At 72.9% G+C, this 18,526-nt stretch carries 13 protein-coding genes, 1 tRNA gene and 1 pseudogene; 11 read left to right on the top strand and 4 right to left on the bottom strand.

Features of this window, described 5'->3' with window-relative positions; translation table 11 throughout:
- Positions 1 to 215: 215 nt before the first annotated feature.
- The 3 genes from ACFVVU_RS29160 (at position 216) to ACFVVU_RS29150 (ending at position 4,926) form a co-directional block, all read left to right on the top strand.
- Positions 216 to 1,427 (top strand): HpcH/HpaI aldolase/citrate lyase family protein, encoded by a 1,212-nt coding sequence (locus ACFVVU_RS29160; RefSeq protein ID WP_380681805.1) that lies wholly within the window; start codon positions 216 to 218, stop codon positions 1,425 to 1,427.
- Positions 1,428 to 1,491: 64 nt separating this feature from the next.
- Positions 1,492 to 4,005, top strand: coding sequence for a phosphoribosyltransferase (locus ACFVVU_RS29155; protein ID WP_387793235.1), 2,514 nt, complete (start codon positions 1,492 to 1,494; stop codon positions 4,003 to 4,005).
- Between the two features lie 6 nt (positions 4,006 to 4,011).
- Positions 4,012 to 4,926, top strand: a complete 915-nt coding sequence (locus ACFVVU_RS29150) for an HAD family hydrolase (protein ID WP_387793233.1) — start codon at positions 4,012 to 4,014, stop codon at positions 4,924 to 4,926.
- Positions 4,927 to 4,995: 69 nt separating this feature from the next.
- On the opposite strand, the gene ACFVVU_RS29145 is transcribed toward ACFVVU_RS29150, so the two are convergent.
- Together ACFVVU_RS29145 and ACFVVU_RS29140 are read right to left on the bottom strand one after the other, a co-directional pair.
- A complete protein-coding gene (locus ACFVVU_RS29145; protein WP_387793231.1) occupies positions 4,996 to 5,223 on the bottom strand; it encodes a zinc ribbon domain-containing protein in 228 nt (75 codons plus the stop codon).
- A gap of 70 nt (positions 5,224 to 5,293) precedes the next feature.
- Complete coding sequence (locus tag ACFVVU_RS29140; protein WP_380681802.1) at positions 5,294 to 6,706, bottom strand: hypothetical protein; 1,413 nt, start codon at positions 6,704 to 6,706, stop codon at positions 5,294 to 5,296.
- A gap of 126 nt (positions 6,707 to 6,832) precedes the next feature.
- Here ACFVVU_RS29140 and ACFVVU_RS29135 point away from each other — a divergent pair.
- A tRNA-Val gene (locus ACFVVU_RS29135) sits at positions 6,833 to 6,907 on the top strand.
- 68 nt (positions 6,908 to 6,975) lie between these two features.
- Here the strand turns inward: ACFVVU_RS29135 and ACFVVU_RS29130 are convergent.
- A pseudogene (locus ACFVVU_RS29130) lies at positions 6,976 to 7,586 on the bottom strand (site-specific integrase); the annotation flags it as partial.
- A 572-nt stretch (positions 7,587 to 8,158) separates the two neighbouring features.
- On the opposite strand from ACFVVU_RS29130, the gene ACFVVU_RS29125 reads away from it, so the two are divergent.
- From ACFVVU_RS29125 to ACFVVU_RS29115, 3 genes are all read left to right on the top strand, one after another.
- Complete coding sequence (locus tag ACFVVU_RS29125) at positions 8,159 to 9,442, top strand: restriction endonuclease (protein ID WP_387793228.1); 1,284 nt, start codon at positions 8,159 to 8,161, stop codon at positions 9,440 to 9,442.
- Positions 9,443 to 9,683: 241 nt separating this feature from the next.
- Positions 9,684 to 9,839, top strand: coding sequence for a hypothetical protein (locus ACFVVU_RS29120; RefSeq protein ID WP_387793226.1), 156 nt, complete (start codon positions 9,684 to 9,686; stop codon positions 9,837 to 9,839).
- A gap of 82 nt (positions 9,840 to 9,921) precedes the next feature.
- Entirely contained in the window at positions 9,922 to 12,468 is a 2,547-nt protein-coding gene (locus tag ACFVVU_RS29115) for an ATP-dependent Clp protease ATP-binding subunit (RefSeq protein WP_387793248.1), read from the top strand.
- A 13-nt stretch (positions 12,469 to 12,481) separates the two neighbouring features.
- Here the strand turns inward: ACFVVU_RS29115 and ACFVVU_RS29110 are convergent, their stop codons facing one another.
- Complete coding sequence (locus ACFVVU_RS29110; protein ID WP_387793224.1) at positions 12,482 to 13,354, bottom strand: metallophosphoesterase family protein; 873 nt, start codon at positions 13,352 to 13,354, stop codon at positions 12,482 to 12,484.
- A gap of 156 nt (positions 13,355 to 13,510) precedes the next feature.
- Between ACFVVU_RS29110 and ACFVVU_RS29105 the strand changes: the two genes are divergently transcribed.
- The 4 genes from ACFVVU_RS29105 (at position 13,511) to ACFVVU_RS29090 (ending at position 18,524) form a co-directional block, all read left to right on the top strand.
- Positions 13,511 to 14,380, top strand: a complete 870-nt coding sequence (locus ACFVVU_RS29105; protein ID WP_380681798.1) for a serine protease — start codon at positions 13,511 to 13,513, stop codon at positions 14,378 to 14,380.
- A gap of 239 nt (positions 14,381 to 14,619) precedes the next feature.
- A complete protein-coding gene (locus ACFVVU_RS29100; RefSeq protein WP_380681797.1) occupies positions 14,620 to 16,077 on the top strand; it encodes a S28 family serine protease in 1,458 nt (485 codons plus the stop codon).
- A gap of 196 nt (positions 16,078 to 16,273) precedes the next feature.
- The gene (locus tag ACFVVU_RS29095; RefSeq protein WP_387793221.1) at positions 16,274 to 16,903 is read left to right on the top strand and encodes a TetR/AcrR family transcriptional regulator; all 630 of its coding nucleotides are present in this window, start codon (positions 16,274 to 16,276) and stop codon (positions 16,901 to 16,903) included.
- The gene (locus tag ACFVVU_RS29090; protein WP_380681794.1) at positions 16,887 to 18,524 is read left to right on the top strand and encodes an acyl-CoA dehydrogenase family protein; all 1,638 of its coding nucleotides are present in this window, start codon (positions 16,887 to 16,889) and stop codon (positions 18,522 to 18,524) included. Before ACFVVU_RS29095 ends, ACFVVU_RS29090 begins: the two co-directional genes overlap by 17 nt.
- Positions 18,525 to 18,526 lie beyond the last annotated feature (2 nt).

Genomic DNA, 18,526 nt, shown 5'->3' with positions numbered 1-18,526 from the left:
TCCGAGAATTCGCCATTGCGGAACCGGCGTGTGCCCGGAGCCGTCCGTACGATGGGCGGACGGGAGGCGCCGGGGAGCGGCCGAGGGTGACCGGCCGGAACCGGGCCGGGAACCACCACGGCCGTCGAGCGGGTTGAACGGGTGTTGCACCGGGGCTCGTCACCGCCCCTCCCCGCCCCCGCCGGACCGGCGGCCGAACTCCTGAGGAGAGCACCTTGCGCCACTTCGGCCACCTTGCCGACGACGTCCGCGACCGGCTCTTTCTCGCGGCCCCCGGGGCGTTCACCCCGGACGGCGACCCGGCCGTGCTGGCCACCGCGCTGGGTGCCACGCTCTACAGTCCGGCGACCCGGCCCACCCTGCGCGCGGACATCCGCAAACAGGCCGCGCAGGGGGTCGTCTCGATGGTCCTCTGCCTGGAGGACGCCATCGCCGACCACGAGGTGCCGGACGCCGAGGCCAACCTGGTGGCCCGGCTCGGCGAGCTGTGGGCGGAGGTCACGGAGGGTGTCGACGCGGCCGAATCCTCCACCGGCTGCACACAGGATCTTCCCCTCCTCTTCATCAGAGTGCGGACCGCCGCCCAGCTCACCGACCTCGCCGAGCGGCTCGGACCGGCGATCGGCCTGCTCACCGGCTTCGTCCTGCCCAAGTTCACCGAGGAGAGCGGCGGGGACTTCCTGGAGGCGCTCGCCGAGGCCGCCACCGTCACCGGGCACCGGCTGTTCGCCATGCCCGTCCTGGAGTCCCCCGAACTCGCCCACCTGGAGACCCGCCGGGACCAGCTGTTCGGCATAGCGCGTCTGCTCGACAAGCACCGCGAGCGGATCCTCGCCGTCCGCCTCGGCGTCACCGACCTCTGCTCCGCCTACGGCCTGCGCCGCTCGCCCGACCTGACCGCCTACGACGTCTCCCTGGTCGCCTCGGTGATCGGCGACGTGGTCAATGTGCTCGGCCGCGCCGACGGCACCGGCTTCACCGTCACCGGCCCGGTCTGGGAGTACTTCCCGGTCCAGGAGCGGATGTTCAAGCCGCAGCTGCGCCGCACCCCGTTCGCCGAGGCCGAGCCCTCCCGCGAGGCGGTCCGCCGGCGGATCATCGAGCACGACCTCGACGGGCTGATCCGCGAGATCGAACTCGACCGTGCCAACGGCCTGTTGGGCAAGACCTGCATCCACCCCAGCCACGTCCCCGCGGTGCACGCGCTCTCCGTCGTCACGCACGAGGAGTACAGCGACGCCCGGGACATCCTCCAGCAGGAGCGCGGCGGCGGCGGGGTGCTGCGCTCGGCGTACACCAACAAGATGAACGAGGCCAAGCCGCACCGGGCCTGGGCGGAGCGGGTGATGCTGCGCGCCGAGGTGTTCGGGGTGGCCCGCGAGGACGTCAGCTTCGCGGAGCTGCTGTCGGCCTGTCTCTGCCGCTGACCGGCCCGCCCCCTCCTTCCGAACGTTGCCCACCGCACCGCACCACCGAAAGCAGGACCCCTTCGTGACAGCAGCAGAGCAGGAGCGCACCGCAGCGCAGGAGTGGACCGGCCGCTGGGTCGCCGAGCGGGCCGGCGTCGCGCTGACCGGCTCCGAGCGCCTTCCCGAGCTGGTCGGCCTCGCCCTGCGGGAGAACCGCAAGCGCGCCCACCTGCTGGTCTCCACCGTGCTCGGCAAGCACGTCCCGCAGCGTCCCGCCGTGGTGCACGGCGCCGGCCTCGAACTCGGCCGCCGGGTGCGCGAACTGCTCGGCCCGCTCGACGGGCAGGCCCTCGCGCGCGCCGTCGTGCTCGGCTACGCGGAGACCGCCACCGGCCTCGGCCACAGCGTCGCCGACGGCCTGGACGCCCCCTACCTGCACTCCACCCGTCGCCCGGTGCCCGGCCTCGCCCCGCTCGGCGGCTTCGAGGAGGAGCACTCGCACGCCACCTCGCACCTGCTGCTGCCCGCCGACCCCGGGCTGCTCGCCGGCGACGGGCCGCTCGTCCTGGTGGACGACGAGTTCTCCACCGGCACCACCGTGCTCAACACCATCCGCGCCCTGCACGCCCGCCACCCGCGCGCGCACTACGTGGTGGTCGCCCTGGTCGACCTGCGCGGCGAGGCCGACCGGCGGCGCCTCGCCGACACCGCCGCCGAACTCGGCGTCCGGCTCGACCTGGTGGCGCTGGCCGACGGCGGCGTCGAACTGCCCGCGGACATCCTGGACCGGGCCGAGCGGCTGATCGCCGAGGCCGGACCGGCGTGCGAACCGCCGGCCGCCCCGGCCGCGCCGCTGGTGCGGGTCGACCTGGCCTGGCCGGACGGGCTGCCCGACGGCGGACGGCACGGCTTCACCCCCGAGCACCGGGCGCGGCTGGAGGAGGCGCTGCCGGCCCTCGCCGAGCAATTGGCCCACGCCGTCGAGGCGGTCGCGGACGGGAGTTCCGGCGAGGGCTCCGACGGGGGCTCCGGTGGCGGCGGGCGCGTGCTGGTGCTCGGCTTCGAGGAGCTGATGTACGCGCCGCTGCGGCTGGCCGGCGCCCTCGCCGAACGGCTCCCCGGCGGCGCCGACCGCGTCCACAGCTCGACCACCACCCGCTCGCCCGTCCTCGCCGTCGACGACCCCGGCTACGCCGTCCGCACCCGGCTGGCCTTCCCCGCCCACGACGACCCGGCCGACGACTCCTCGCGCGAGCGCTACGCCTACAACGTCGCCCCCGGCGCCGACCCGGCCCGCCGCTTCGACACCGTGGTCCTGGTGGTCGACGACGTCGCCGACACCCCGGCCCTGCACCTCGGCGAGCGCGCCCTGCTCGGCCAGCTGCGCCGCGTCACCGACCGCGTGGTGCTCGCCGTGCTGCCCTCCCACCGGCCGGGCGCGCTGCCGGCCCCGCTGTACGGCCCGGCGTTCTCCTCCTACCGGGCCGACGAGGTGGCCTGGCTGCTCAAGGACCTCTCCGAGGTCGCCCTGGAGGCCCCCACCGAGGAGCGCGAGGAGGCCGTGCAGAGCGGCGGCGCCCACTACGCCGAGTCGCTGCCGGTCGAGTACCAGCCGAGCCCCGAGTACCAGGAGCTGTTCCACCAGGCCCTGCGGACCTCCGCCCGCCGGATCGCGCTCGCCGTCGGCACCGTCGCCGAGACCCTGCTGCGCGAACGCGGCCCCGGCCTGGTGCTCGCCTCGCTGGCCCGCGCCGGCACGCCCGTCGGCATCCTGATCCGCCGCTGGCTCGCCGCCGGACACGGCGTCGACGCCCCGCACTACGCCGTCTCCATCGTCCGCGGCCGCGGCATCGACCCGGTCGCCCTGCGCTACCTGGACGCCCACCACCGGGCGGCCGACGTGGTGTTCGTCGACGGCTGGACCGGCAAGGGCGCGATCACCCGCGAACTCGCCGAGGCGCTCGCCGGAACCGGCTTCGACCCCGGCCTCGCCGTCCTCGCCGACCCCGGCCGCTGCGTGTCCACCTTCGGCACCCGGGACGACTTCCTGATCCCCTCCGCCTGCCTCAACTCGACCGTCTCCGGCCTGGTCTCGCGCACCGTGCTGCGCGCCGGACTGATCGGCCCGGACGACTTCCACGGCGCCAAGCACTACACCGAGCTGGCCGGCGCCGACGTCTCCGGTGCCTTCCTGGACACCGTCGCCGACCACTTCGCGGACGTCCGGGCCGAGGCCGTCGCGGCGGCCGGACGCTTCCTCGCCCCCGAGCACGCCGCCGAGCGCGCCCCCGACTGGGCCGGCTGGGCCGCCGTCGAGCGGATCAGCACCGAGTTCGGCATCGATGACGTCAACCTGGTCAAGCCCGGCGTCGGCGAGACCACCCGGGTCATGCTGCGCCGCGTCCCCTGGCGGGTGCTGGCCCGTCGCGGCGCCGGCGCCGACCTCGACCACGTCCGGCTGCTCGCCGCCCAGCGGGGGGTCCCGGTCGAGGAGGTGGACGACCTGCCGTACTCCTGCGTCGGCCTCATCCACCCCCGCTACACCCGGGGTGCCACCGGCGCCTCCGGTACGGCCGTCCTGGTGAAGGAGTCCTGAGCCCCGATGACTGGATACCTGAGCGGTGGCATGAACGGCGGCGCCGCGGGCCGCTTCGTCGTCGCGAGCGACCTCGACCGCACCCTGATCTACTCCAACCGGGCCCTCGCCCTCGACGTGCCGGACCGGCTCGCGCCGCGCCTGCTCTCGGTCGAGGTGCACGACGGCAAGGCGCTGTCGTTCATGACCGAGCAGGCCGCCGAACTGCTCGTCGAACTCGCCCGGGAAGCGGTGCTCGTCCCCGCCACCACCCGCACCCGGGCCCAGTACGAGCGGGTCAACCTGCCCGGCCCGACGCCCGGCTGGGTCCCGCCGTACGCCATCTGCGCCAACGGGGGGCGGCTGCTCGTCGACGGCGTGCCGGACGCCGACTGGCAGGACGAGATGGCCGCCCGGCTGGCCGGCGGGGCGGCCCCGCTGGCCGAGGTGGTCGAGCACCTGGCGCTCTGCGCCGACCCCGAGTGGACGCACAAGCGGCGGGTCGCCGACGAACTCTTCGCCTACCTGGTCGTCGAGCGCGCCGAGCTGCCGCAGGGCTGGCTCGCCGAGCTCACCGGCTGGTGCGCGGAGCGCGGGTGGGGCGTCTCGCTGCAGGGGCGCAAGGTGTACGCGGTGCCGGCGCCGCTCAGCAAGAGCGCGGCGCTGGCCGAGGTCGTGCGGCGGGTGGGCGGGGGCACCGTGCTCTCCGCCGGGGACTCGCTGCTCGACGCCGACCTGCTGCGCGCCGCCGACGCCGCCTGGCGCCCCGGCCACGGCGAACTGGCCGACAACGGGTGGACGGCGCCCGGCGTCACCGCCCTCGACGAGGTGGGCGTGGCGGCGGGCGAGGAGATCGTCCGCCGCTTCCTGGCCCGGGTGCGCGGCGAGGCCGTCGAGCCGGACGCCGCCGTTGCCGGGGTGTCCCAGGCCGGGGCGTCCTGACCTTATCGGCCTCTTGGCCTACTGGCCTACTGGCTTCCTGGCCTACTGACCTGCCGGCCTCTCGGCCGATCAGCCGCAGCAACCGCCGCCGCAGCAGCCCCCGCCGCCACCGGCCGAGGGGGCCTGCTGCGGCGCGCCGCCGGCGGAGGCCGCGCCCGTGACGGCGACGGTCGACAGCAGCTTCACGGTGTCCTGGTGGCCCTGCGGGCAGATGGCGGGGTCGTTGGCCTGCGCCATCGCACGGCGCAGCTCGAAGGTGGCGCCACAGGCGCGGCAGCGGAAGTCATAACGAGGCATGCCCGCCAGCGTATCCGCGATGCCGCCCGCCGTGGAGGCCGTGTGGCCGTGTGGCCGTGCGGTGCTCCGGTCAGCGGTGGCCGCTGCCCAGCTCGCCGCGGATCAGCTCCACGACGTTCGCCGCCGTCTCCCGCACCGCGGCCAGCTCGGTCAGGAACCGCCAGTAGTCCGGATGCCGCCCCGCCGACTCCAGCTCCGCCACCGCGCGGTCCAGCCGGGCCACGGCGGCGTCCAACGGTGCGGCGTGCCGCGGATCCGGCGCGTGCCGCCCCGCCATCGCCAGCCGCTGGGCGTCCCGCAGGGCGAACCGGGCCCGCTCGACCTCCTTGTTCGGGTCGATCTGCACCTCGTTCAGCTGCCGCAGCCGGTCGTTCACCGCGACCACCGAACCGTCCGCGGTGTCCAGCAGCGCGCGCACCGTGCCCAGCGCGCCCGTGGCATCCGCCCAGCGCTGCTCGTCCCGGGCCCGGGCGGCCTCGGCGAGCTTGCCCTCGGCGGCCCGCCCGGTCTCCGCGACCTGGTCCGGTACCCGCTGGAGGTCCTGCCAGCACGCCGTGGAGAACCGCCGGCGCAGCTCGCTCAGCGCCGGCTCCACCGTGGCGGCCTTCGTCTCCAGCGCCTGGATCCTGGTCCGCAGACTGGCCACCCGACGGTCGATCTCCCGGGCCCGCTCCGGCAGGTGCCCGACCTCCGCCGCGATCGCCTCGGCGCGCTCCCGCACCCGCTCCGCGCGCTCCAGCGTGCCCGGCACCCCGTGCTGCGCCACACCCTCGTTGAGCCGCCCCAGCTCCGGCGCCAGCTCCGCCAGCCGCGCCGCCGGCCCGTCCGCCCGCAACCCGGCGCCGCGCGCCGCGTCCAGCGCGTTGCTGGCGTCCAGCAGCGCCCGCTTGGCCTGCTCGATCGCCGGGGTCACCCGCATCAGCTGCTGCTCGGCCCGCTCCAGCGTCGGCTGCAGCTTGCGCAGGAAGTCGTTCAGCTCCGCGAGCGCAGAGCCGAGCTGCCCCTTCACGTCGTCCAACTGGTGCTTGGCGCGGGCCGCCGCCCCGGACTCCAGGTCCTCCGCGTCCAGGTCGTGCGCGTCCAGGGCGGCCAGGTAGTTCACGGTCACCTGGTCGACCCGGCCGGAGATCGCCTCGAAGTCCGCCACCGCCCGCCGCGCCGTCGCCCCGTCCCCGGCGGAGCGCACCGTCTCCACCGCCAGCCGCACATCGCGCTGGGCGGAGTCCACGTCGTAGAACGCCTGCTGCGCCGCGTCCCGCGCCGCCCGGGCGTCCGCCCGCATGCCCTCCCCGCCGCGCCGCCCCCACCAGCCCCCGCCGGTCCCGAACGACGCCGCCCCCGCGGCTCCCAACGCCCCCGCGACGACCAGCGGCAGCACCAGCGCCTCGGCCACCGCACTTCCCGGCCACCGCCGCCCCCGCCCGCCTCCGCCGGCCACCCTCACTGCGCGCTCCCTGGTTCCGACCGTTGATCCACCGACCATTGTTCCCGATCACCCCACCCCACCGGCACCCCACCCGTCCCACCCCCCGACCACCCGCACCACAGCACCCCCCGGACCAGGTACCCTAAGCATTCGTCGTGCGCCCGAACGGGCCCGCACGACCGGGGGCGCGTAGCTCAGCGGTAGAGCGCTGCTCTTACAAAGCAGATGTCGGCGGTTCGAAACCGTCCGCGCCCACCAGCAGAAATGGCCCGCAGCGATCACGCTGCGGGCCTTTTGACTGCACCGACTGACGGCAACCGCTGATGTCAGCCTGCTGGCCGCCTCCGCTTCAGCAGGCGGTCCATGTGACCCAGTGCCGCCCGTCGGGTGTCCTCGAAGACGTGGGTGTAGACGTTCATGGTGACGGCGATCTGCGAGTGTCCCAGGATCTCCATCACCACCCGCGGCGCGACTCCGGCGGCGAACAGGATGGTCGCGCAGCCGTGCCGCGCGTCGTGGAGCCGGATGCGCGGCAGGTCGGCATCGGCGCTGATCCGCTCGAACGACCGGCTCCGGTTCCGGGGCTCGACCGGTCGGCCGGTCCGTGTGGTGAACACGTATCCGGTCTCCTGCCAGTCCGTTCCGGCGGCGGTGCGCTGCTCGGCCTGCTGGATCCGGCGCCAGCGGAGCGGTGCGATGCACATCGCCGGCAGGGGACCACCCGGGTCCGACGGTTCTTCGTGCTGTCGGCGTACAGCTCCTTCTGAACGCGCTGCAGCTGGTTCCGCACCGTGAGGCTGCGGCGGCCGAGGTCGATGTCGGTCCAGCGCAGCCCCAGGACCTCACGGCGCCGCAGCCCCAGCGTCACGGCCAGGACGAACGCCGTGTACAGCGGGTCCGGGCGGGCCGTCTCCAGGAAGGAGACCGTCTGGTCGAGGCGGGCACTGGACGTCTTCGAAGGAGACACCCAAGATGAGTCTGACCCATCATGCACGCCCACTGTCAATCCCCGAGCCTCGCCGGCTGACAGCGGCCGTGATCGTCATCGTCGTAGCGGTGTTGAAGATCCCTGCGGACCTCCTGCCTACCGTCCTCTCCGCCATTGCCGGGGTTACGACTTCACTCGTCGTCCCCTCGCGAGAGGCACCGTCCAGGCGCGGTGCTGGCCCGAGCGCGGTTGGGTAGTGACGCTCACAGCTGAGTGTCTAACTGCGCTACAACGGGTGTGCACTTCGGCGGACGGCCACGGACGACCAGGTACCGTTCGAGCAGGTCAACAACACTGATCGCCGAGGTCGGGCGGGTGCCCGGGTTGCTTCGGGACGAAGGGGCCGCGGGTTAATGACCACCTGATCTGGTCAAGCAGAGGCCCCATCGGAGACAACCGGTGGGGTCTCTGCTGTGGCACCGAACAGGCGGAACGGCGGTCCTAATGTCGTATTAGCGTGCCAAGATCGCGGGCAGACCGTTCTGTTCGTTGAAGGGGGCGCTGTGGGGCGTTCGTTGCGTGTGGGTGAGGTGCTGCGGTACACGGCTTCGAAGGATACGGCGCCAGCGACAGTCGATGGCTTCGGCAACTTCTACTTCGTCACGGACAGCCCCGGTCAGAAGCGGGCGCAGCTCGAAGCGGGGATCAACGCGATGGCCAAGGTCAAAGTGAGCGATGGGATGCGGCGGCCAGCGGTGATGATCCGGTCGAGTCCGTGGAAGGCAGGATCGGAGCAGACACCGTGGCACGACGTGTTCGACATCGACAACGGGCACGTTCGTTACTTCGGTGACCACAAGCCGGAGATGACGAAGCCGGTCGGTACCACCACAGGCAACGCGGCGTTGCTGGAGGCGTTCGGTAGCCACCAGGCGCCCACAGCCGAGGGGAGGGTTGGTGCGGCGCCGCTGCTGCTGTTCAAATCCGTGTCGAAGAACGGCAAGGTCAAGGGACATGTCCAGTTCTGCGGCGTTGCTCTGATCGAGCGGGCGGAGCGCGTGGTGCAGTGGGGTGGGCCAGCGCGGTCGACGTTCACCAACTACGTCTTTGATCTCGTGGTGATCGACCTCACCGCGGAGGACGACAAACTGGACTGGGACTGGATCACTGCGCGGCGTGACCCGGATCGGACCGATGCCGAAGTCCTGAATCTGGCGCCCGCCGCATGGCGGGAGTGGGTGAAGCACGGTCACTCGGTGCTGCCGAAGGTGCGCCGGCGGGTGGCACGCTCGCAGGTCGTCAAGGTTCGCGATCAGAGGCCGACTCCGGGCAGTTCTCTCGAAGCGGACCTTCAGGCGGTTTACAAGCGGTTCGACAACGACAAGCACGCCTTCGAGGTGTTGGCCGCGGTCATCGCTGCGAAGGTGATGCGGGCGTCCGGTCACAAATACAACGAGGGTTGGCTGACCCGCCGGTCGGGGGACGGCGGGGCGGACTTTGTCGGTCGGTTGGATCTCGGCAATGGTCTGGCCGGTACCAAACTGGTCGTTTTGGGGCAGGCGAAGTGCATCAAGCCGGACAGCCTGGTATCTGCTGAGCAGATTGCCCGAGTCGTGGCCAGGCTCAGGCGCGGGTGGATCGGCGTGTACGTCACCACCGGTTCCTACTCGGAGCCGGCGCAGTTGGAGATGGTCGAAGACCAGTACCCAGTGGTGCTGATCAACGGGCAGGATCTGATCAAGGAGCTCTACGAAATAGCGGGCAAGGATCACGGCGGCGACCTCACGGCCTGCGTTGATGCTCTGTTGCGCAGTCGCTCGCTCGAAGTGTTCAACCGCAGGCCCGAGGAGATCCTTCTCGACTGAGCTGAGCGTGCCACAGGCGTGCCAGAACGGACGGTACGTGGCGGTGCGTCGCGGGCGTCGGCGGTGTGGCGGCCAGGAAACGAGAAAGCCGGGCGGGGTGCAGGTCAGAGCGGGTGCCGCACGCCAAGCCTTACAAAGCAGATGTCGGCGGTTCGAAACCGTCCGCGCCCACCCTGTGAAAGCTGGACCGAGGCCGTGGCCCGGGCCGGGACGGATGTTCCCGGTCCGGGCCACGGTCGTTGTGCGGCGGAGCGGGGAGCGGGCCTGGTACCGCAACATCACCGGGAATCCGGTGGTCTCGGTGGCCGTCAGCGGTCCCGATCGGCGCTACCGCTGCCCGGAGGTCCGCGGCACGGTCGAGTGCGTCGGCCTGGATCCGGCCGAGCGGGAGCAGTAGGCGGTGACCGTCGGGAGGCGGGCGGTGGCGGGGTGTGTTTGGGTGGGCACCAACCGCTTGGGAGAGGTGAGCCTCCGTGACCATGCCGCCGTTCGGTTCGAACGACCCTTTCTCCGATCTGCTCAGCCGGTTCTTCGGGATGAGCCCGCTGGCCTCCCCGCCCGCCGTGCAGCGGGTGCCGATCGGGCGGCTGCTCAGCGAGTCGGCGCAGGAGCTGCTCGCCACCGCCGCGCAGCGGGCCGCCGAGGACGGGAGCAGCGATCTCGACACCGCCCATCTGGTCTGGGCGGCCACCCGGGTGGAGCCGTCGCGCCGGATGCTGGAGCGGGCCGGGATCGACCCGGACCGGCTGGCGGGTGATCTGGCCGAGGCGCTGCCGTCCGGGGACGGGGCGCCGGAGGTCGACGGGCGGCCCGCGCTGACGCCGGCCGCCAAACGGGCGCTGCTGGCCGCGCACGCCCGGTCGCAGGGGGCCGGGGCCTCGTACATCGGGCCGGAGCACATCCTCGGCGCGCTGCTGGAGGAGGAGCGCTCGGGCGGCGGCGCCGCGCTGCGCAACGTCGCGCCGTCGCAGGAGGCGCTGCGCACCGTGCTGGACGGGCGCGGCGTGGGCGGCGAGCGCAGCCAGGGCGGAGCGCACCCCAGTCGGACGCCGACGCTCGACGAGTACGGGCGGGACCTCACCGAGGAGGCCCAGGCGGGCCGGCTGGACCCGGTGGTCGGCCGTGCCGAGGAGATCGAGCAGACCGTCGAGATCCTCTCCCGCCGGACCAAGAACAACCCGGTGCTGATCGGCGAGCCCGGGGTCGGCAAGACGGCGATCGTGGAGGGGCTGGCGCAGCGGATCGTCTCCGGGGACGTGCCGCAGAGCCTCAAGGAGAAGCGGGTGGTCACCCTGGACCTCACCGCGCTGGTGGCCGGCTCCAAGTACCGGGGCGAGTTCGAGGAACGGCTGAAGAGCGTGATCGACGAGGTCACCGAGGCCGAGCAGGGGGTGATCCTGTTCCTCGACGAGCTGCACACCGTGGTCGGCGCGGGCAGTGGCGGCGAGGGTTCGATGGACGCGGGCAACATCCTCAAGCCGGCACTGGCGCGCGGCGAGCTGAGCGTGGTCGGCGCGACCACCCTGGACGAGTACCGCAAGCACGTGGAGAAGGACGCCGCGCTGGAGCGCCGCTTCCAGCCGGTGCTGGTGCCGGAGCCGAGCGTCGAGGAGACGATCGAGATCCTCCACGGCCTGCGCGACGCCTACGAGGCGCACCACCAGGTGCGGTTCGCCGACGAGGCGCTGGACGCCGCCGCCGCCCTCTCCGACCGCTACGTCAGCGACCGCTTCCTGCCGGACAAGGCGATCGATCTGCTGGACCAGGCCGGCGCCCGGGTGCGGCTGCGCAGCCTGAGCGGCTCCACGGTCGCGATGCCGGTACAGGACCGGATCACCAAGCTGCGCCGCGAGCTGGAGGAGGCGGTGGCGGACGAGGAGTTCGTGCGGGCCGCCAACCTGAAGAGCGAGCTGCGGCAGACCGAGGACGAGCTGGCCGCGATCGCCGAGTCCCGCGAGGAGGTCGTGGCGGTCACCGCGGACGACATCGCCCAGGTGCTCTCCAGCCGCACCGGCATCCCGGTCGCCGAGCTGAACGCGACCGAGCGCGAGCGGCTGCTGAAGCTGGAGGAGCACCTGCACGAGAAGGTGATCGGCCAGGACCAGGCGGTCACCGCGGTCGCCCAGGCGGTGCGCCGCGGCCGGGCCGGGATGGGCGACCCGGACCGGCCGACCGGCTCGTTCCTGTTCCTCGGCCCGACCGGGGTCGGCAAGACCGAGCTGGCGAAGGCGCTGGCCGCGCTGCTGTTCGGTGACCCGGACCGGATGATCCGCTTCGACATGAGCGAGTTCCAGGAGAAGCACACCGTCTCCCGGCTGGTCGGATCCCCGCCCGGGTACGTCGGCTACGACGAGGCGGGCCAGCTCACCGAGGCGGTGCGCCGCAAGCCGTACAGCGTGCTGCTCTTCGACGAGGTGGAGAAGGCCCACCCGGACGTCTTCAACCTGCTGCTGCAGGTGCTGGACGACGGCCGGCTGACGGACGCCCAGGGCCGTACGGTCGACTTCCGCAACACCGTGGTGATCATGACGAGCAACATCGGCTCGCAGCGGATCCTCGACCACGCGGGCGACGTCGACGAGATCCGCGACGAGCTGATGCGGGACCTGCGCGGGCAGTTCCGCCCGGAGTTCCTCAACCGGATCGACGAGGTGATCGTCTTCCACGCGCTCACCCGCCGGGACCTGCTCCAGGTGGTGGACCTGCTGCTGGACCGCTCCCGGCGCCGGCTCAAGGCCCAGGACGTCGAGCTGGAGGTGACCGAGGGTGCGAAGGAGTGGCTGGTGAACCGCGGCTACCAGCCGGAGTTCGGGGCCAGGCCGCTGCGCCGGACGATCCAGCAGGAGCTGGACAACCGGATCTCCAACCTGCTGCTGGACGGCACCGTGCAGGAGGGGGACACCCTGCTCGCCGAGGTGTCGGACGGTGAGCTGACGGTGGTGCTGGCGCGGCCGGAGCGCTCGGCGACCTTCGCGGAGGCGGAGGCCAAGGCGGAGGCCAAGGCGGAGGCCGAGGCGGGGGAGTAGCCGCCCGCTCCGGTCAGGCGCCCGGGAACACCTCGCGCAGCAGCGGGTCCGGCAGTCCGCGCTTGCCCCACTCGCGCGGGTAGCCGAGTGACACCTCCTCGAACGGGACCCCGTCGTAGGCGGTGCGCCGGGGGATGTGCAGGTGCCCGTAGATCATCGTGGCGGTGTTGAACCGGCGGTGCCAGTCCGCGGTCAGCTCGGTGCCGCACCACTGGGCGAACTCGGGGTACCAGAGGACCTCGGTGGGCTGCCGGACCAGCGGGTAGTGGTTCACCAGTACGAGCGGCACCTGCGGGTCGTGCTCGGTGAGCCGCTTCTCGGTCAGCCGGACGCGCTCGCGGCACCAGGAGTCGCGGTCCGGGAACGGGTCCGGGTGCAGGAAGCGCTCGTCCGCGCAGACCACGCCGGACTCGTAGGCGGCGGCCAGTGACTCCTCCTTGGTGGTGGTGCCGGGGGCCCGGAAGGAGTAGTCGTACAGCAGGAACAGCGGGGCGACGGCGACCGGGCCGCCCGCGCCGGTCCACACCGGGTAGGGGTCCTCGGGGGTCACCACGCCGAGCTCGCGGCAGATGTCCAGCAGGTGCTCGTAGCGCTCGACGCCGCGCAGCTGGACCGGGTCGTTGGGGTGGGTCCACAGCTCGTGGTTGCCGGGGGCCCAGATCACCTTGGCGAACCGTTCGGCGAGCAGACCCAGGGCCCAGCGGATGGTGACGGTGGACTCGGCCACGTCACCGGCGACGATCAGCCAGTCCTCCGGCGAGCCGGGCCGCAACTGTTCGACCAGGTCGCGGTTCTGCTGGTAGGAGACGTGCAGATCGCTCACCGCGAGCAGCCGGCCCCCGGCCGTGCCCCGTCGCGTGCTGTCCGCGTGGTTCTCACCGGCCATGTCGGCCCCCCAGATGGTCGTCGCTGCCGTCCCGGCCACAGTACCGGGGTCCGGCGGCCGGAACAGGGTGTCGGGAGTCGTACCCGCTGCCGAATCCCTTGACAGGGCGTCATGTCCGCGACAGCTTTGGGGCACCCCCACACCGAGAGGTCTCTCATGAAGAAGCCGCTCATAGGCACGCTGGCCGCGCTCCTGACCGCCGGGGCGACCGCCCTCGCCGGAGCCCCCGCCGCGACCGCCACCACCACGGCCGCGCCCGGTGCCGCGGAATCGGTGCAGGCCGGCAAGGTCGCCGCCGTCAACTTCGCCGGCACCGTGGCCCTCAGCAACTGTTCCGGCTCGCTCGTCCGGTTCCCCGCCTCGACGGCGAGCGACCCGGCGCTGGTGCTCTCCAACGGCCACTGCCTGGAGACCGGTATGCCCGGCCCCGGCCAGGTGGTCGTCAACCAGGCCTCCAGCCGCACCTTCACGCTGCTGAACGCGAGCGGCGGCTCGGCCGGCACCCTGCGTGCCACCAAGATGGTCTACGGCACCATGACCGACACCGATGTGTCGATCTACCAACTGAACACCACCTATGCCGCGATCCAGTCCTCCTACGGCATCGCCCCGCTGACCGTCGCGGCCACCCACCCCGTCCAGGGCACCGCGATCAAGGTCGTCTCCGGGTACTGGAAGAGGATCTACTCCTGCTCGGCCGACGGCTTCGCCTACCGGCTCAAGGAAGCGGACTGGACCTTCAAGGACTCCCTCCGCTACACCTCCACCTGCAACGTCATCGGCGGCACCTCCGGCTCTCCGGTCGTCGACGCCGCCAGCGGCCAGGTCGTCGCGGTGAACAACACCATCAACGAGAGCGGCCAGCGCTGCACCCTGAACAACCCCTGCGAGGTGGACCAGAACGGCGTGGTGACGGTCCGCGCGGGCATCGGCTACGCGCAGGAGACGTACATCATCCCCGCCTGCTTCGGCCCCGGGAACAAGCTCGACCTGACCCGGGTCGGCTGCACCCTGCCCCGCCCCTGACCGGCACGTTCGTCCCCGATGGGCCATCCGCGACCGGCGGGTGGCCCATTCGGTCGTCCGCCGGACGGCCGGTCCGTCCGGCGGTGGCGTGCCGGCGGTCGCATGCCCGAGGCCGCGCACCGGCGGCCGCGCACCGGCGGCCGCACACCGGCGGCCGCGCACCGAAGGCCGCATACCGACGGCCGGAGCGTGGTACGGACCATGGCAACACCCAGTTCCGTTGACCCGATGGAGAGTTGATGACCACGACGATGAGAAGGCTGCTGGTCGCCGCCCTGCTGATACCCCTGCTCGGCCTCGGCCTCGCCCCGACGGCGTTCGCCCGCGGGACGGACGCGCCCGCGGCGGCCTCCGTCGCCGACGACCCGTCGGCCGACGTCAAGGACCGCCTGGCGGCGATCCGCGGCATGACGGTCACCGAGGAGCAGCCCACCACCACCGGCCACCGCTACTTCCTGCTCACCTACACCCAGCCGATCGACCACAACCGCCCCTGGCTGGGCACCTTCCAGCAGCGGCTCAGCGTGCTGCACCGCGGCTACGACCGGCCGACCGTGTTCTTCACCAACGGCTACACGCTGCGCACCACACCCAGCCGCACCGAGCCGGCCCGGCTGGTCGACGGCAACCAGGTCTCCATCGAGTACCGCTACTTCACGCCCTCCCGGCCCGAGCCGGCCGACTGGTCCAAGGCCGGCATCGAGCAGGCGGCCACCGACGCGCACCGGCTGATCACCGCGCTGAAGCGGATCTACCACCAGGAGTGGCTCTCCACCGGCGGCTCCAAGGGCGGCATGTCCTCCACCTACCACCGCCGCTTCTTCCCGGACGACGTGGCCGGCACCATCGCCTACGTCGCGCCGAACGACGTCAACGACCGCGAGGACTCCGCGTACAGTCGGTTCTTCGAGAACGTCGGCACCCCCGAGTGCCGGGCCGCGCTGAACGGCACCCAGCGTGAACTGCTGGCCCGCCGCGACCGCCTGGAGCCCCGCTACGCCGCCGACAACGCCGCCGCCGGCTCCACCTTCACCACCGTCGGCAGCGCCGACCGCGCCTACGAGCTCGCCGTACTGGACTCGGTCTGGACGTTCTGGCAGTACAGCCTGGAGGCCGACTGCGTGAACGTCCCGGGCGCCGCCGGCACCGACGACGCGCTGTACGCCTGGCTCGACTCGCAGTCCGGCATCACCGGCAACAGCGACCAGGCGCTCGCCGGGTACACCGCGTACTACTACCAGGCCGGCACTCAGCTGGGCTCGCCCTCCTTCGACGTCTCCCGGCTCAAGGGCCTGCTGCACTACGACTACAAGGAGCTGTACGCGCCGCGCACCTACGTGCCGCGCAGCATCCCGATGCGGTTCGACCCGTCCGCGATGCGCGACATCGACCGCTGGGTGCGCAACGACGCCGAGCGGATCATCTTCGTCTACGGCCAGAACGACCCGTGGGGTGCCGAGCCGTTCCGCCTCGGCCGGGGCAGTGAGGACAGCTACGTCTACACCGTGCCCGGCGGCAACCACGGCTCGAACATCACCAGGCTGCCGGCCGCCGAGTCCGCGGCGGCCACCGCCAAGGTGCTGGAGTGGGCCGGTCTCGGCTCCGCCTCCGCCCGCGGGCTGAGCGGCGGGTACCAGGTGCCGCCGATCGGGCCGCTGGACGAGGAGGGGCTGAAGCAGGACCGCGTCCGGCTGTAGTGGCCTACCGCACGACAGCCGTCCTGCACGACAGCCGTCCTGCACGACAGCCGTTCCGCACGACAGCCGTTCCGCACGGCGTGACGAGGGCCGCCCGGCAACCGGGCGGCCCTCCGGCGTTCCCGGGGACGGCGAGGCCCGGGCGGCGGGCCCGCACCCCCTCCCCGAAGCAGTGAATCAGTGCTTCAATGCTTGCATGGCCTACCGACGCACCCCCGCCGTGCAAGCCCGTCTGGACGCCCAGCGCGAGGCGGTGCTCCAGGCCGCGGTCGGCCTGCTCGCCGAGCGCGGCTACGGCGGCTGCAGCATGGCCGCCGTCGCCGAGCACGCCGGGATCGCCACCGGCTCCGTGTACCGGCACTTCGCGAGCAAGGCCGAGCTGTCCGTCGAACTCTTCCGCCGGGTGGTCACCCGGGAGGTCGCCGCCGTGCACGAGGCCGTCGCCCGCCACGACACCCCCCGGGAGCGGATCGCGGCCGTCGTCGAGACCTTCGCCGCCCGCGCCCTGCGCGCCCCCAGGCTCGCCCACGCCCTGCTGGTCGAGCCGGCCGACACCGTGGTGGACGCCGAACGGCTGGTCTTCCGCCGCACCTTCCGCGACGTGCTCGCCGCCGAGATCGCCGCCGCCCTCGCCGTCGGCGAGCTGCCGCCCCAGGACCCGCAGCTGACCGCCGCCGCGATCGTCGGCGCCACCGCCGAGGCGCTCACCGGCCCGCTCGCCGCCGCACCCCCGCCCGGCCCCAGGACCGCCCCCGACGCGGTGGTCCCCGCCCTGGTCTCCTTCACCCTCCGTTCTCTGGGAGTACCCGATGACAGCGACGCATGAGGTCACCAACCAGGTCCCGCTCCCGTACGGGCACGACACCGCGGCCGACCCCGGGCTGCTCGCCGCCCTGCACCGGGCCGGCGCCGGCTGGGCCGAGCCCGAGCTGCGCGAACTCGGCCGGCTGGCCGGCTCCGAGCAGGCCGCCGAGTGGGGCCGGCTGGCCAACGAGAACCCGCCGCTGCTGCGCACCCACGACCGCTTCGGCCACCGGATCGACGAGGTCGAGTTCCATCCGGCCTGGCACGAGCTGATGCGCACCGCCGTCGGCCACGGCCTGCACGCCGCCCCCTGGCGGGACGACCGCCCCGGCGCGCACACCGCCCGCGCCGCCAAGTTCTACGTCTGGGGCCAGGTCGAGGCCGGCCACACCTGCCCGGTCTCGATGACCTACGCCGCCGTCCCGGCCCTGCGCGCCACCCCGGGGCTGGCCGCCGAGTTCGAGCCGCTGCTCGCCGCCACCGCGTACGACTTCGGCCTGCGCGAGCCGCACGGCAAGCGCGGGCTGATCGCCGGCATGTCGATGACCGAGAAGCAGGGCGGCTCCGACGTCCGCACCAACACCACCACCGCCGTCCCGCGGCCGGACGGAAGCTACCGGCTGACCGGCCACAAGTGGTTCACCTCGGCGCCGATGTCCGACCTCTTCCTCACCCTCGCCCAGGCACCCGGCGGACTCAGCTGCTTCCTGCTGCCGCGCGTCCTGCCGGACGGCACCCGCAACCGGCTCCGGCTGCAGCGGCTCAAGGACAAGCTGGGCAACAAGTCCAACGCCTCCGCCGAGATCGAGTACGACGAGGCGTACGGCCTGCTGGTCGGCGAGGAGGGCCGGGGCGTGCGGACCATCATCGAGATGGTCAACATGACCCGCCTGGACTGCACCATCGGCGCCGCCTCCGGCATGAGGCTCGGCGCCACCCGGGCCGTCCAGCACGCCCTGCACCGGCGCGCCTTCGGCAAGGCGCTGGTCGACCAGCCGCTGATGCGCAACGTGCTCGCCGACCTGGTCGTCGAGTCCGAGGCGGCCACCGCGGTGGCGATGCGGCTCGCCGAGGCCACCGACGCCGCGATCGCCGGGGACGAGCAGGAGACGCTGGTGCGCCGGCTCGGCCTGGCCGTCGCCAAGTACTGGGTCTGCAAGCGCGGCCCGGCGCACGCCGCCGAGGCCCTGGAGTGCCTGGGCGGCAACGGCTACGTCGAGGAGTCCGGGATGCCCCGGCTCTACCGCGAGGCGCCGCTGGTCTCCATCTGGGAGGGCTCCGGCAACGTCGCCGCCCTGGACGCGCTGCGCGCCATGGCCAAGCGCCCGGAGACCGTCGAGGCCTTCCTCGGCGAGCTGGACGCCGCCGCGGGCGCCGACCGCCGGCTCGACGCGGCCGTCGCCGGCCTGCGCAAGCAGCTCACCGACCTCGACCAGCTGGAGTACCGCACCCGCCGGCTGGTGGAGGCGATGGCGCTGGCCTTCCAGGGCTCGCTGCTCGTCCGGTACGGCGACCCGGCGGTGGCCGACGCGTTCTGCGCCTCCCGGCTCGGCGGCGACCACGGCGCGGCCTTCGGCACCCTGCCGCCCGGCCCGGACGCCGGGGCGATCATCGACCGCGCCCGCCCGGTGCCCGCCGCGTGAGC

The sequence above is a fragment of the Kitasatospora sp. NPDC057965 genome (genome assembly GCF_042887135.1).
Classification (GTDB): Bacteria; Actinomycetota; Actinomycetes; order Streptomycetales; family Streptomycetaceae; genus Kitasatospora.
The sequence above is the reverse complement of the archived record's forward strand: the minus strand, read 5'-3'. Positions and strand labels throughout refer to the sequence as shown.